At 45.6% G+C, this 14,396-nt stretch carries 11 protein-coding genes; 6 read left to right on the forward strand and 5 right to left on the reverse strand.

Annotated elements, in window-relative coordinates:
- Positions 1-140: 140 nt before the first annotated feature.
- On the reverse strand, positions 141-728 hold the full coding sequence (locus AC1DXC_RS12925; protein WP_477459561.1) for a hypothetical protein: 588 nt from the start codon (positions 726-728) through the stop codon (positions 141-143).
- A gap of 720 nt (positions 729-1,448) precedes the next feature.
- Between AC1DXC_RS12925 and AC1DXC_RS12930 the strand changes: the two genes are divergently transcribed.
- Both AC1DXC_RS12930 and AC1DXC_RS12935 read left to right on the forward strand, forming a co-directional pair.
- Positions 1,449-2,777, forward strand: coding sequence for an AAA family ATPase (locus AC1DXC_RS12930; protein WP_477459562.1), 1,329 nt, complete (start codon positions 1,449-1,451; stop codon positions 2,775-2,777).
- A complete protein-coding gene (locus AC1DXC_RS12935) occupies positions 2,767-3,369 on the forward strand; it encodes an RloB domain-containing protein (protein ID WP_477459563.1) in 603 nt (200 codons plus the stop codon). The genes AC1DXC_RS12930 and AC1DXC_RS12935 overlap by 11 nt, the downstream gene beginning before the upstream one ends.
- Positions 3,370-3,416: 47 nt before the next feature.
- Here AC1DXC_RS12935 and AC1DXC_RS12940 read toward each other — a convergent pair whose 3' ends face one another.
- On the reverse strand, positions 3,417-4,190 hold the full coding sequence (locus AC1DXC_RS12940; RefSeq protein WP_477459564.1) for a LytR/AlgR family response regulator transcription factor: 774 nt from the start codon (positions 4,188-4,190) through the stop codon (positions 3,417-3,419).
- 7 nt (positions 4,191-4,197) lie between these two features.
- The gene (locus AC1DXC_RS12945) at positions 4,198-5,271 is read right to left on the reverse strand and encodes a sensor histidine kinase (RefSeq protein ID WP_477459565.1); all 1,074 of its coding nucleotides are present in this window, start codon (positions 5,269-5,271) and stop codon (positions 4,198-4,200) included.
- A gap of 258 nt (positions 5,272-5,529) precedes the next feature.
- Between AC1DXC_RS12945 and AC1DXC_RS12950 the strand changes: the two genes are divergently transcribed.
- The 3 genes from AC1DXC_RS12950 (at position 5,530) to galB (ending at position 11,403) form a co-directional block, all read left to right on the forward strand.
- Positions 5,530-8,355 (forward strand): outer membrane beta-barrel protein, encoded by a 2,826-nt coding sequence (locus tag AC1DXC_RS12950; protein ID WP_477459566.1) that lies wholly within the window; start codon positions 5,530-5,532, stop codon positions 8,353-8,355.
- Positions 8,356-8,540: 185 nt separating this feature from the next.
- Positions 8,541-8,939, forward strand: a complete 399-nt coding sequence (locus AC1DXC_RS12955; RefSeq protein WP_477459567.1) for a hypothetical protein — start codon at positions 8,541-8,543, stop codon at positions 8,937-8,939.
- A 37-nt stretch (positions 8,940-8,976) separates the two neighbouring features.
- A complete protein-coding gene (gene galB, locus AC1DXC_RS12960) occupies positions 8,977-11,403 on the forward strand; it encodes a beta-galactosidase GalB (protein ID WP_477459568.1) in 2,427 nt (808 codons plus the stop codon).
- Between the two features lie 6 nt (positions 11,404-11,409).
- On the opposite strand, the gene AC1DXC_RS12965 is transcribed toward galB, so the two are convergent.
- Together AC1DXC_RS12965 and AC1DXC_RS12970 are read right to left on the reverse strand one after the other, a co-directional pair.
- A complete protein-coding gene (locus AC1DXC_RS12965) occupies positions 11,410-12,489 on the reverse strand; it encodes an Ldh family oxidoreductase (RefSeq protein WP_477459569.1) in 1,080 nt (359 codons plus the stop codon).
- Between the two features lie 11 nt (positions 12,490-12,500).
- On the reverse strand, positions 12,501-14,003 hold the full coding sequence (locus AC1DXC_RS12970) for an IPT/TIG domain-containing protein (RefSeq protein ID WP_477459570.1): 1,503 nt from the start codon (positions 14,001-14,003) through the stop codon (positions 12,501-12,503).
- Positions 14,004-14,118: 115 nt separating this feature from the next.
- Here AC1DXC_RS12970 and AC1DXC_RS12975 point away from each other — a divergent pair, with 115 nt between their 5' ends.
- Entirely contained in the window at positions 14,119-14,325 is a 207-nt protein-coding gene (locus tag AC1DXC_RS12975; protein ID WP_477459571.1) for a hypothetical protein, read from the forward strand.
- Positions 14,326-14,396: the final 71 nt, after the last annotated feature.

Consider the following 14,396-nt stretch of genomic DNA (forward strand, 5'->3'; position numbering starts at 1 on the left):
AACCCGCCTCGTCACGTGTCCACACCTGACGAAACGATACGGCAAGCGTCCTCGCTTGCGGGGCTTAGCGTTGGGTTAAGGTAACCGTGGACGCTTACTAACGTTATTGCGCCAAGTGTGGACACTTGGCACGGCAGGAGTCACTTGTTTTTTTTCAATAGCCTAATGATTTTGTTTCTCAAATTAAGCACCTTAATATGTACACTTTCTGATAAAACTTTTGCTTGTTTAGCTTCATTGATGATATCAGTTTTGTTGATTTTTTTTCGCTCTAATTTATTCTGAATATCCTCAAGGAGATATCCCTTTTGTTGCATAAATGTGTCATCAAAATCGTCGGTATTAATCTCAATATTTGTTTCGTTTAACAAAGATTTTATCTCATCGTAAGAGTCATCAAATTTTTCAATTTGATCATGAATGTTCTTTATTTCATAGATTAATATTTCAATCTCTGTTGGGTCGTTTAGATTTTTAGAGTAATAAATATCATTAGCTAATTTGAACTTTTGGTTATTGATAGACATAATATCAACATTGATGTTACCCAGCAATCTATTGAGTTTGCGCAGGTTTTCATGGTCATTGATGGATGTTATGACACTATCAATTTTTTTAATAACTGAGAGAAATTTCTCGAATGTATTTAGATACGCTGATGGTTTAGCTTTCTGCGCTAAAGAAATTTGTGTTGTAAACAGCAATAACAGAATTAGTTTATATCTCATTTTTCTTATTTTTTTTGCTTTTAATAAAAAGTGATAATAAGCCAGTAATTAATAAAAAAGAAGGAAGCAACAACTCACCGAAGTCCGCCGATTTTGCACCTCGCTTTAAAAATGTTTCTATCACATCAAAACGCTTATAGAAATAATATATTGACATTGTTATTGAGATTATCCCAATTAATAGTCGGTTTGTTTTCGCAAATTTTAGAAGCATTGCAATAAGTGGTGTGAATATATAAATGTAACTGCAAATATTTGAAAATCAAACTACAGGCATCAAATACCGTGAAAACACGGTGTCCGAAGTGTTGTATAACTTACCTAGTACTAGAGTTAGCGAGAACAACATAGCGGGATAGTGGAGCGAACGCTTCTCGTGCTTATCAACACAACTGCAAAATCAATGATAAAGTGTAACTTTAAAGTACTACTAATCAAAATATAACTCTTTATAAAATGTTCGTGAAAAATGTAAACTTTTTAGACTCCGTTACTGGTCGAGGTTTAGCGCAGCGTAACTTCGACCTAAAATAATAAAAGCTTTCAGCTTTTTGACTGCGGATGGGTTATTTGTTTTGGATTAAGGTCAACACTCCAAACAGAAAGCTTAAGTAATTGTAGGACGATTTATAAACTTCAATCAATGGAGGAGGTAATTGCAATAAATCAGTCGATTATTCTTTATATTTGTAAGTCAGTTACAAATAATCAATAAAAAATATGATTGTCAGCTTTTCTATAACAAATTTTAGGAGTATAAAAGACACTGTTACTTTATCATTCGAAGCTGATAAATCGCAAGATTTGGAGAAATATTTCATTCTTGAACCTGCACCAGGACAAAGGTTATTGAAACTTGGGATGGTTTATGGGGCAAATGGTTCAGGAAAGACCACTATATTAAAGGCTTTAGATTCGTTAAGGACTTTAATTATACAATCGCCATTTCAAAAACAAACCCCTTTAAATCACAATCCATTTTTGTTTGATGTACTTACACCATCTCAAGAAACAAAGTTTGAACTGACCTTTTTCCAAAATAAAGTTAAATACAATTACGAGGTTGCTTTTACGAAAGAGGCTATTACTTTTGAGAAATTAGAGTTTTATTCCCCAAACAAATCTTTGATTTATAAACGTGAGACGAACATTGAGAAACAACTCACTGAAATTAAATTCGGTTCAAAAATAAAGTTCAAACGGACTCAAGAAGAAATATTAGAGGCAAATACTTTGTGGAATAACCCCGTATTGAGTGGTTTCTTGAAGTCAAATATAGATTCTCCTGAGCTCAGAGATGTCACTGACTGGTTCCGTCAGGTGCTTAGAAGGCTTATCACTCCAAAAACAGACTTGAGTGTTTCTATTAATAAGGCGCTTGAGGTTAAGGGAATTAGCAAGGACCACGTTATTAAATTCCTCCAAAAGGCTGATTTTAAGATAACTGACTTGGCGCTTGAGAAAAAGATAATTGATTATGACGAAGATATGCGTGAAATTCTTCGCGTTATAAATAAACAGATTGCCGCAAAAGTACCAGATTCTACATTTGAAAAGGACCCAGAATCGCGGAATTTACTTGAAGTTGGTTTTAGCCACTCGGTATTAAACGATGATAAAACTATTAACTATATGTTGCCATACGCGGAAGAATCTGAAGGTACACAACGATACTTTCAGCTTAGCGGCCTTTTGGATCAAATACTTGGAAAGAGTAGCGTAGTATTAATTGATGAACTTGAGTCATCACTACACCCAGAGCTGCTAAAGCATTTTATTTTGCTATTCCTTGTTAATGTCAAAGATTCTCAACTAATAGCGACCACTCATTATAGGGAATTATTAATGGAAAGAGATATATTTCGAGATGACGCAATATGGTTCACAGAAAAAAAATTAAATGGAAGTATGGAACTTTATTCATTGAGCGACTTTGATTCGAGTGTTATTCGAGATACTACATCTGTATACAATGCTTATAAATCGGGTAAACTTGGGGCAGTACCACAATTAAATGATTATTACCTAGATTTTGACAATGAGAACTAGGGGCACGAAGAAAGGTTTTGGGAGAAAAACTTTCGCATTGGTTGTAGATGGGGAAACTGAGCTTTGGTATATGCAAATGTTGAAAAAAAATGAAACACTCCAAGGGATATCTATTCAACCCGAACTTCCCAAAAAGAAAACTTTAATGGAACAATTTGAGTTAGTAAAAGCGAATGCAAATATTTACGATTTGTCGATTTGGATTGTTGATCTTGACGTTGTTATCGCTGAAGGAAATACTGCGGAATTAAAGAAATATCAAACGGAGATTAAGGGTAGTGAAAAAATCCACATGCTAATAAATACTCCTTGCCTTGAATTTTGGTTTTTGATGCATGTCAAAGATAGCGGCAAATATTTTGTGCAATGTGACCCTGTCGGAAAAGAGCTAAAAAACCATCATCCACTTAAAACCTATGAAAAATCAGAGAAGTATTTTGTACGCAGCAACCCCGATATTTACAAAAGATTAAAACCTTATTTAAAGACGGGAATGAGCAACGCAATCAAGCGGGGCGATTTCGATATTGAAAACCCTGAACAGGCAAAAGCTGAGTTTTATAAGGTGTTCGGTCTTTTGGGGATTAATTAGACGTTTTTTTAATCTTAAATTTCCGGTATCGATTGACGTTATCCCCCCTACACCCACCTACTCAAAAACGCTCCAAAAGCATCCTTATACTGGTCGCCTACGGTGATGTTGATTTTGCCTATTTGCATGGCGTTGCGGGTGATGGAGTTGATTTTATCCAGCGATACAATGTAAGAGCGGTGTACGCGCATGAAGCGCTTGGCGGGTAGCTTTTCTTCCAGAGCCTTCAGGCTGCTGAGGGTGAGGATGGCCTTATCCGTGGTTTTCAGAAAAATCTTCACGTAATCTTTCAAACTTTCGAGGTACAGGATATCGCTGAGGGCTATGCGCACCAGTTGATACTCTACCTTTACGAAGAGGTAATCGTCTTCCACCCGTTCTGCGGCGACAGGCACTGCTTCTGCAGCTGCCAAAGCTACCGGCGCTGCGGGGTTGTTGGATTTATGGAGCAATTCGGCATAAGCCAAAGCCTTGTTGGCCGCGTGGAGGAACTCTTCGTAATTGAATGGCTTCAGCAGGTAATCCAGCGCATCTACGCGATAGCCTTCCAGTGCAAACTGGTTATAGGCGGTGGTGAAGATAATGCGGGGTTTGCTTGGTCCGCGACTATCCAGCACGCGGGCCAGTTCGATGCCATTGAGGTTGGGCATCTGTATATCCAAAAAAATCAGGTCTACCTTATGCTGCTGCAATCCGCCTAAAGCCTCTACCGCGCTGCCGTATTTGCCCACCAGGGTGAGGAAGGGGGTTTGCTCAATAAAGGCGCATACCAACCCAAGGGCCAGCGGCTCATCGTCAACGGCAATGCAGTTTATGGTCATGGCGGGTTTATAATGAAAGCGTTAAGTTAACGGTATAAACATTCGTTTCCAAATTGTTATCCACCTCCAGTATATGCTTGCCGGGATACAATAAATCTAACCGGCGGATGGTATTGGCCAGGCCGATGCCTTTATTATCTTCCAGGTCGGCACCTTGTTTTTTGTAGTTAGTGTTCTGCACGTGCAGCTTTACCTGGTTTTCCTCCTGCGTAATGCGTACTTCTATGGTGCTGGGCAGGGTATCGCTTACGCCATGCTTAAAGGCATTCTCCACGAAGGGCAAAAACAGCATAGGCGCTACGGGGTATTCCTTCAGCGGAATGGGCGATGCGTAGTTCACCGTAACCTTATCGGTAAGGCGCAGTTGCATCAGGCTGATATAGTCTTTGATGAAGGCAATCTCCTGGCTCAGCAGGGCGGTGCTGTTCTGGGTGTCGTACAATACGTACCGCATCATGCGCGAAAGCTGGTGCAGCGCCGTACGCGAGGTTTCCACATTCACCAACGTAAGTGCATAGATATTATTGAGCGTGTTGAAGAAGAAATGCGGGTTTATCTGCGCCTTTAAAAAGGATAGCTCGGAGCTTATTTTATCGGCCTCCATCTCTTTTTGCAGGGCCCTGTTCTTTTGCCAGCTTTGCACAGTAGCCACGCTGGTACTAATACCCAGCACAAGCGAAGTAATGGTGATGGTGAACGTATCAAAGTAGCCATGCTTGCCAAAGCCGCGTTTGATAGGGCCGCGTTTATGAAAAGCTTCTTCCAGCAATTCGCGGATGTTGAAAAACTTGTCGGCAAAGCCGGTTAAAAACACAATGGCTATAATAATGGCCGTAAGCAGCAAAAAGTAAATACCGTTACGCTTTTTAAGCAGAAAGGCAGGCACCAGCACGTAAGCATTTAAATAATACGCGCCAATAAGCAAAGCAAATACAAAGGTTTGCTTTATCCAAAACTGGTAGGGCACCTCTATATCGCGCAGAAAGGGCTGGTAAAACAGCAGCACGTTGCCCAGCACTATCCATATCAGCGCCTGGATAAGGATGCTGCCGAATGAGTTTTTAAAACGTTGAAATATCATTTAATTAACAGGTTTGTAAACAGGATGTTACAATATTACATATCTGCAGGCTATATCCCCAATCAAAATCTACGGGGAGGGTGTTTTTACCGATGGACACCCGATGCCAACCGCCGAAACTCAGTTATTACTCCTTTTGACTGTTATCGGCTTTTCATCGGGTAAAATGACGTATCCGTCTACACATTACCCTTATCGGTCTATCCCGTTTTTTTAGCTGCACCCAAAGCTATTGTTTTGTGCATCATCAAAAAATATATGAAACTTAAATACTTATTCGTAGCCCTCGCCTTACTGCTCAATATTAAGGTATTTGCCCAGGCAGGCCGGGATGTAAAAGGCGTGGTGAAAGATACCGCCGGCGTTACGCTGCCCGGTACCACCCTAAAAATGATTACGGCTACAGATAGCAGCGCTATTATAACCGATGCCAACGGGGCATTTATTTTCCATAACGTTACCGTGAAGGAGTTTAGCCTGGTGGTACTGTCTATGGGTTATCAGCCTATAAAACGCCGCTTTACGCTTGATGATAAAACCACTCCCTTTACGTTGCTACCCATCGTGCTTAAATCAGACACCCGCATGCTGGGCGTAGTAACCGTTACCGATGTTAATGCCGTAAAGCTTAAAGAAGATACGGTAGAATACAACGCCGCCGCCTACAAGGTGCGCGACGGTGCGCCTGTGGAGGATATGATAAAGAAAATGCCCGGCCTGGATGTGGATAAAGACGGCAACGTAACCGCACAGGGCAAAAGCGTTACCAAGATACGCGTAAACGGCAAGGACTTTTTTGGGGGCGACGTGAAAACCGCCACCCGCAACCTGCCCGCAGATATTATACAAAGCATACAAGTGGTTGATGACTACGGCGACCAGGCCAACATTACCGGCGTAAAAACCGGCGAGCCCGATAAGATATTGAACATCAACATTAAGCCCAGCAAAAACTATGGTTACTTTGGCCAGGCCAGTGTTGGCGGCGGGCAGGATATGCTGCCCAACGGCACCGAAAACGGCCGTTACGTGGCGCAGGGCAACCTATTCAGGTTTGATGGCGACAGGCAGCTGGCTGTTTTGGGTAACCTGAACAATACTAATACCAACCTGTTCAGCTTCGGAGGTCCGCCGGGGGGCGGTGGAGGTGGCGGTCCGCGGGGCGGCCCGGGCGGCAATGCCAACAGCGGCAACGGTATCACTACCGCGCGCAGCATAGGTTTCAACTATCGCGATAGCTGGAGCAAAAAAACAACCGTATATGGCAGCTACAGTTTTGCCAACAATACGGTAAATACCACCAGCACCACTATACAGAACAACATTTCGATAGATAACCCCAGCACCAACAACCAAAGCAGCATACAGGAAACCAGCAACCTTAACCACCGCTTTAACTTCAATATAGAGTACAAGCCCGATACGGTCAACTACCTGAAGATAACGCCGAGCTTTGCCTTTGCAGCCATCACTACCGATCAAACCGCGGCCAACCAGTTGATGAACGCTACGCAGATCATATCCGATTATACTTTCAGCTCGTACCTGCACTCTACCGCGCCAAACTATGGCGGCAACGTGCTGTACAATCACCGTTTCGCCAAAAAGGGGCGTAACTTTAGCCTGAATGTGGGTGCAGGATCGTACAATATCGATCAGTACCAAAACCCGATTTACGTTTATACGCCGGGTACCCGCCAAAACGCGCCGGCCAACCAGCTGATCAATACCGCGAGCCGTACCGATAGCGTGGGTGTAAACGTATCGTACCTGGAGCCTTTGGCCAAAAAATCGTACCTGGAGTTTACCTATGGCTATAAATACCAAAACACTACTGCCGACAGGAACACCGATACCCTTACCGATGCCGGCGTGCGCAACAACTATGCGCTGCTTACCAATAATTACGAATACAACTTTACCACCAACCGCTTCGGGCTTAACTTCCGCTTCATCGATAAAAAGTACAACTACACACTGGGCGTGGTAGCGCAGCCATCGGTACTGGAAGGCAGCTCGCCGGGCTTTGCCGTAAACCGTAAGGAGCAGTTCAACGTGGCACCAACTGCCAGGTTCATCTACAATTTCTCGCGGAGCCAATCGCTCAGTATCAACTATAACGGTACCAGTCAGCAACCTACTTATACGCAGCTGCAGCCTGTTACCGATTATTCTACGGCATCGTACCCCGTTAAAGGTAACCCCGATTTGAAACCGGAGTTCAACAACGTGCTTTCGATTCGGTACAATAAGTTCGATTTTGCATCGGGCAATGTGTTCTTCAGTAACCTGAGCTTTACGCAGAGCAACAACAAAATCGTATCTACCACCATCAACTACCCGGTAAACGCATCAGACCCTAACCTGGCGGGCTCTATTTTAACCACCTACCAAAATGCCGATGGTTACTACGCCGCCAATGCGTTCTACGTGTTTGCCAAGCCATGGGCTAAACGCAAATACAACCTGTTTTTTCAGGGTAATGCCAACTACAACAACAATATATCGTACATAGGCGGTTTCGGCACCGATGGCTTATCGCTTGAAAAGAATATCGCCAAAAACCTGGTGCTGTCACAAGGGGTAAGGTTTAGGGTAAACATTACGGATATTATTGATGCGGAAGCGAATACCACATACGCCGTTAACCGCACCACCAACACGCTGAGCGCTGCCAACGTGAATACTAAATTCAGCACGCTTACGCTTGGGCTAAACGGCAAGAACTATTTCTTTAAAGACTGGACGCTGAGCTACGATTTCAGCAAGCAGATATACTATGGATACACGGGCTCAACAAACCCCAACATCCTGAATACGTATGTAGAACGCCGCTTTTTAAAGGGCAACGTAGGCACCCTGCGCTTCGCGGTGAACGATGTGTTTAACCAGAACACCGGCTACACCACTACCAGTAGCGGCAGTTACATTACGCAAACCAATGCCAATAAACTGGGTCGTTACTTCCTGCTCACCTTTACGCTTAGGTTGCAGAAATTCGCAGGCGCAAGGCCATCAGGTCCGGGTGGCCCGGGTGGTCCCGGTATGGGTGGACCAGGCATGGGCGGCCCGCCACCGTTTTAATCTACAGCTTATACTGATCTGTTTCTATATTCAAAAACGCGAGGAGGCACCTGTGAGGGGTGCCTTTCGCAATTTAGAGGGGGCTTTAACCGTAGCGATGGGTTTAAAACCCATCGCTACGGTTAACCGCTTTTTTTAATTAGTTCCTTTCATTATATTTGGATAACCACTTAAAGCCCAATATCATGAAAATAGCTGTACTCATCGCGCGCATCCTGCTCGGCCTCATTTTCCTTATTTTTGGCATTAACCAATTTGTGCAGGTAATGGATAGCATTGTGCATTTCCCACTGCTGGATAGGAAAGCCGATAATTACCTCATGACGCTTTCCCGTGCGGAGTACTTTTTTCCCTGTTTAAAAATATTGGAAATGCTGTGCGGCATAAGTTTGCTCGCCAACCGTTTTACGGCTTTATTTCTTATTGCGCTGTTCCCAATTACGCTGAACATGTTTTTGTTCGAGGTTTTCCTGGGGCAGCAACTACTGCCTTTGGGTATCACGGTATTGGGGCTTAACGTTTTCTTACTGATCGCATACCGCAAAAATTATAAAGGCCTGTTTGCTTTTCAGCCTGCGGTATAATTGTATATTTGACACTCAATATATAAACGCCGCTTTCATGAAAATTTGCCAAAAGGGCCTTGCCCTGCTTTTATTTTTTGTTGCCGCCATGGGTAATGCGCAGGCACAATCTGCCCGTACCGTAGCCGATTTTGATAAAGGATGGAAATTCCATTTAGGTGATGTGAAGGATGCCGATAAGGCCTCGGCCGCTGATAAGGATTGGCGCGTGCTAAACCTGCCGCACGATTGGAGTATAGAGGGCACTTTCAATAAAGATAACCCGGCATCGCCCGAGGGTGGCGCACTACCCGGCGGCATTGGCTGGTACCGCAAAACCTTTACCGTTCCACTGGCCTCAAAAGGTAAACAGGTTTATATCGATTTCGACGGCGTTTACCACCACAGCGATGTTTGGGTGAACGGCCACCACCTTGGTTTCAGGCCCAATGGATATATCTCCTTTAGATATGAGTTGACCAAATACCTTAACTACGGTGGCGTAAACGTTATTGCCGTAAAGGTAGATAACTCGCAGCAGCCCAACTCGCGCTGGTACTCGGGCAGTGGAATATACCGCAATGTTTGGCTGGTAACCACTAACCCGGTAGCTATTGACCATTGGGGGACTTATGTAACTACGCCAAGGTTTGGTATAAAGTCGGCAGGTGTATCGGTAAAAACAACTATCAGGAACTTGCAGAAGCGAGTTACGCCATATACACTTACAACTAAGATATTTGATGCGGATAATAAACTCGTGGCGACAGCCGGGTCTATACCATCAAAACCGCAATTAGCTGATTCTGTTACAACATTCGAAACCACACTTTCTGTTTATGCACCGCGCTTATGGTCGGTGGAGTCGCCTTACTTGTACAAGGTGGTTACGCAGGTACTGGTTGATAAAAAAGTTGTAGACACCTACACCACCCCACTCGGCATCCGTTCCTTCGAATTCGATGCGGATAAAGGATTTATATTAAATGGCAAACCCATGAAAATATTGGGCGTTTGCGATCACCACGACCTCGGTAGCCTGGGCTCGGCCATCAATACCCGCGCCCTCGAAAGGCAATTACAGATACTGAAAGGCATGGGCGTAAACGGCATCCGTACCTCGCATAACCCGCCCGCGCCCGAACTGCTCGACCTTTGCGACAAGATGGGTTTCATCGTGATGGATGAAGCCTTCGATATGTGGAAGATGCAAAAAACCAAGTACGATTACCACCTGTATTGGGACGAATGGCATAAGCGCGACCTGGAGGACCAGATACTTCGCGACCGTAACCACCCTTCGGTTTTCATCTGGAGCATTGGCAACGAAATTGGCGAGCAGTACAGCAAAACTGATACCGTTGGCCGGGTAATAGCCCGCGAGTTGGCCGCCATAGTGCGCTCGCTGGATAAGACCAGGCCTATTACCTCTGCTAATAACGACCCGAGTTTGACCAGCAACATCATTGCTTCAGGCGCGTTGGATCTGATTGGTTATAACTACCACGAAAACGAGTACGCAGGTTTCCATAAACGGTACCCCGGTAAGAAGTTCATCGCTACCGAAACCACTTCGGGGCTGGAAACACGCGGGTATTACGATATGCCGTCAGACAGTATCCGGATATGGCCCCCACAAGGGGATAAGCCGTTTGAACGCGAGGGCAATAATGTTTCGGCTTTTGATAACGTGCGACCACCATGGGGCTCTACCCACGAAGCTACCTGGAAGGTGATAAAAAAATACGAAATGCTATCGGGCATGTTCGTGTGGACGGGCTTCGACTACCTGGGCGAACCAACGCCGTATAGCTGGCCATCGCGCAGCTCTTATTTCGGGGTGATAGACCTGGCGGGTTTCCCGAAGGATGTTTACTATATGTACAAAAGCGAGTGGACAAACAAACCCGTGCTGCACATCTTCCCGCATTGGAACTGGGAGGCCGGCAAAACCGTGGATGTTTGGGCCTACTACAACAATGCCGACGAGGTGGAACTTTACCTCAACGGTAAATCGGTAGGCATCAAAAAGAAAACCGGCGACGACCTGCACGTAATGTGGCGGCTGAAATACGAGCCGGGTACGCTAAAAGCGGTATCGCGTAAGAACGGCAAGGTTGTTTTAACAAAAGAGATACACACAGCAGGCGCACCGGCCAAAATCGAGCTGACAGCTGACAGGAGCAATATCAAAGCGGATGGCAAAGATTTATCGTTTGTTACCGTAAGGATTTTGGATAAAGACGGCAACCTGGTGCCTAATGCCGATAATCTGGTAAACTTTAAAATAACAGGTGTGGGCACCATAGCCAGCGTAGATAACGGCGACCCGGTAAGCCACGACCCCTTTAAAGCCAATTACCGCAAAGCCTTCCACGGGTTGGCATTGGCGATAATACAAAGCAAGGAGCAGGCAGGCACGATAACACTTACGGCAACATCGGCAGGGCTGGCACCGGCTTCGGTGGTGATCAAAGCGAAGTAAGCAGCATTATTCACCGAGAGGCGCAACGCCCATCTTCACCGCCAACTCATACAAATCTTTGGCAACGGCATCCACCAGTGGGATGCCGTTTTGCATTCTGTCCAGTTCGGCTTCCAGTTCGGGTTCGCCGGGGATAATTACTTTTTGGTTGGGGTCAATCGTGGAGGCAGATTTAAAGCGCTCAATCCAGATATCCATATCTACTTTGAAGGCATCCGCAGGGCGGAAACCATCAACCCGCATAGCACCCAAAAAATGCCCTATGCCCTGTCCGGGCGGGTTTACCGGCGGCTCTAAAAACGATACGAAGGGCGGCACCCATGGCCCAAAGCCGGCACCCGATAATACGCCCGATAAGATATCCACCGTTGCGCTCAGTCCGAAACCTTTGTGGCTACCGTGCTCACGGTCGCTGCCGAGGGGGAGTAACGCGCCGCCTGTTTTGAGGGCGTGCGGGTCGGTAGTAGGGTTGCCTTGCTGGTCCTGTATCCAGCCTTCGGGTACTTGCTTGCCGCTGCGTTGGGCAATTTCCAGCTTGCCGTTAGCGGCAGCAGATGTGGCCATATCCACTATCACCGGCGGGTATTTACCTGCCGGGAAAGCGTAACACATCGGGTTGGTCCCCAGCAGCCGCTCGCCGGAAAATGTAGGAGCAACCAGCGGACTGGCGTTGGTCATGGCGAAGCCAATCATATCCTGCTCAACGGCCATCAGCGCATGGTAACCCGCAATACCAAAATGGTTGGAATTGCGTACCGATACCCAACCCGAACCATAGGTTTTTGCTTTTTCTATCGCAACCTGCATGGCAAATGGGGCCACCACCAAGCCAAGCCCGGCGTCGCCATCAATTGTGGCTGTAGTGGCCGTTTCATGGATAATACGGATGTTGGGGGTGGGGTTGATGCGCTGCTTCTCCCACAGGCGTATATAGCCGCTAAGCCGGGCCACACCGTGGGAGTCGATACCCCGTAGATCTGATTTCAACAGTACGTCGGCGGCCAGTGCGGCGTGCACTTCGCTGCAGCCCATGGCCAGGAAGATGTTTTGGGTGAATTGGCGAACTGCGGGTTCGGATACGAGCATGGGCAAGCAGTTTATTGGTAGGCCACTTTGAACACGTTATTGTTGCCTGAAAAAAACAGTTCGTTGTTTTTATTCACGGCGATGCCGGTAATATCTGTATAAATATCCAGTATCCTTGTTTGTTGCAGGTCGGGAGATATTTTTACAACAGCGTTACGGCCGAGATACGAGGCATTGCCGACATAAACATTGCCATCTGTATCAACCGCTATTGAGTTTATTGCGTAAAACGCCAATGATGCGTAGTCAGACACAACGCCGGCCGGCGTTATTTTTCTGATTTTCTGATTTACGTTATCTGTAACGTATAGGTTGCCATTTTTATCGATAGTTATTGCTTCGGGACCGTTAAAAAGCGTTGCGGTGCCGGTTCCATTTGCGTATCCTGCAACGCCTGTTGGAGATCCGGCAAACGCGGTGACCGCACCTGCCGGTGAAATTTTTAAAATAACATTGTTTTGATAGTCGGTGGCAAAAACGTTGCCTGCGGCATCTGAACATAAGCTCGAAGGCGAGCCTGTGTTTGAAGGCGTCCCTAATGAAGGCATGTTTATGGTAGAATAAGCACCTGCAACCGTAACTTTTTCAATATAAAAAAAAGACTCTCCAATGTAAATGTTCCCTGTTGGGTCTAAGGCTAAGCTAATCGGAAAATTTAAATAGTGTGAATTAAGTGAGCCATTGTAAGCCGCTCCATAAAAATCGTTACTGCCCACATAGCTGCTCACTATGCCGGATGGGGTAGCCTTCCTTATCATGTGGTTGGAATTGTCTACCATGAAAAGATTGTCAGACGCGTCAAAGGCAAGTGCTTGAATGCCGCTGAACCGAGCGGAGGGACCATCGCCGTTTACAAAGCCGGTTACAGCCCCGTTACCGCCAACAAATTGTGAAATGACGTAAGAGAGTTTATAAGCGAATGCCGGGCCGGTAATACTTGGTGCACCATTTACTGAAAGTGTTATAACTCCCGTGCCTGCGCCGAGCGGTACTTTTACAGTTAGTTGCGTTGCCGTAGTTGCGGTAACTGTCGCTTCTTTTCCGTTAAAGTAAACCTTATTTTGGTCGGGACCATTGCCAAAACCGGTGCCTGTTATTATTATAATGCTATTGTATGCCCCCTCTGTTTTATCAATGGATGTTATTTTCGCCGGTTCGATGTAGGTGAATACCGGCCCGGCAACCGCTGTGGCTCCATTTACGGAGACAGTTACTGAGCCGGTACCTGCATCAGCGGGTACGGTTACGGTAAGCTCTGTTGAGGTTGCAGCAGTAATTGCCGCTTCCTTGCCGTTAAATAGAACTTTGTTTGTGCTTGTGGTGCTAAAGCCTGTCCCGGTTATGGTAACTATAGTACCTGGCGTGCCGGAGGTGGGGCTTAATGATGTTATTTTTGCCACAACTACCGGTGGCGTTGGCTCGGGTGTGCTGCCGCCTTTGCCGCAGCCCGTAAGTAAACACAAGGTGGTGCTTATTGCCACAATCGCAAAAATAGGAAGTAACAGTTTTTTCATACGTAGTATTGGGTAGTGATATGCATAAGATTTAGTGCAACAAAAATAGAGAATACCATGGCTTTTACAAAGCAAAAATGCTATATATTGGATATTGTTGCAGCCATCGAACTATATGCTCATATTACATTACATCAAGCTTAGGGCGGTTTTTTTAACAGCACCTGCAGATCATGACGCCACCGTACAAGCTGTAAGGGAGGCCCATACCGGACGCATGATTGCCAGAGACAACTATGAAGGGATTAAAGGCAATACCTCTTACGCACTGCCGCATGATGCGGTGATGAGGTTGCTGAAGAACTATGGGGCGGTGAAGTGAGAATGGGTAACAGATAGCGTTTTCGTTAATTTTTTACACCTTCAGTTAAAGATAGTGCTTCATTTACCTAT

This window comes from Mucilaginibacter sp. P2_D11 (genome assembly GCF_056404435.1).

What these genes read in the sequence shown, in the direction of transcription:
- galB (WP_477459568.1), top strand. Translation starts at nt 8,977, where the DNA reads ATGAAAATTTGCCAAAAGGGCCTTGCCCTGCTTTTATTTTTTGTTGCC.
- AC1DXC_RS12930 (WP_477459562.1), top strand. Translation starts at nt 1,449, where the DNA reads ATGATTGTCAGCTTTTCTATAACAAATTTTAGGAGTATAAAAGACACT.
- AC1DXC_RS12970 (WP_477459570.1), bottom strand. Translation starts at nt 14,003, where the DNA reads ATGAAAAAACTGTTACTTCCTATTTTTGCGATTGTGGCAATAAGCACC.
- AC1DXC_RS12940 (WP_477459564.1), bottom strand. Translation starts at nt 4,190, where the DNA reads ATGACCATAAACTGCATTGCCGTTGACGATGAGCCGCTGGCCCTTGGG.
- AC1DXC_RS12935 (WP_477459563.1), top strand. Translation starts at nt 2,767, where the DNA reads ATGAGAACTAGGGGCACGAAGAAAGGTTTTGGGAGAAAAACTTTCGCA.
- AC1DXC_RS12925 (WP_477459561.1), bottom strand. Translation starts at nt 728, where the DNA reads ATGAGATATAAACTAATTCTGTTATTGCTGTTTACAACACAAATTTCT.
- AC1DXC_RS12950 (WP_477459566.1), top strand. Translation starts at nt 5,530, where the DNA reads ATGAAACTTAAATACTTATTCGTAGCCCTCGCCTTACTGCTCAATATT.
- AC1DXC_RS12945 (WP_477459565.1), bottom strand. Translation starts at nt 5,271, where the DNA reads ATGATATTTCAACGTTTTAAAAACTCATTCGGCAGCATCCTTATCCAG.
- AC1DXC_RS12965 (WP_477459569.1), bottom strand. Translation starts at nt 12,489, where the DNA reads ATGCTCGTATCCGAACCCGCAGTTCGCCAATTCACCCAAAACATCTTC.
- AC1DXC_RS12975 (WP_477459571.1), top strand. Translation starts at nt 14,119, where the DNA reads ATGCTCATATTACATTACATCAAGCTTAGGGCGGTTTTTTTAACAGCA.
- AC1DXC_RS12955 (WP_477459567.1), top strand. Translation starts at nt 8,541, where the DNA reads ATGAAAATAGCTGTACTCATCGCGCGCATCCTGCTCGGCCTCATTTTC.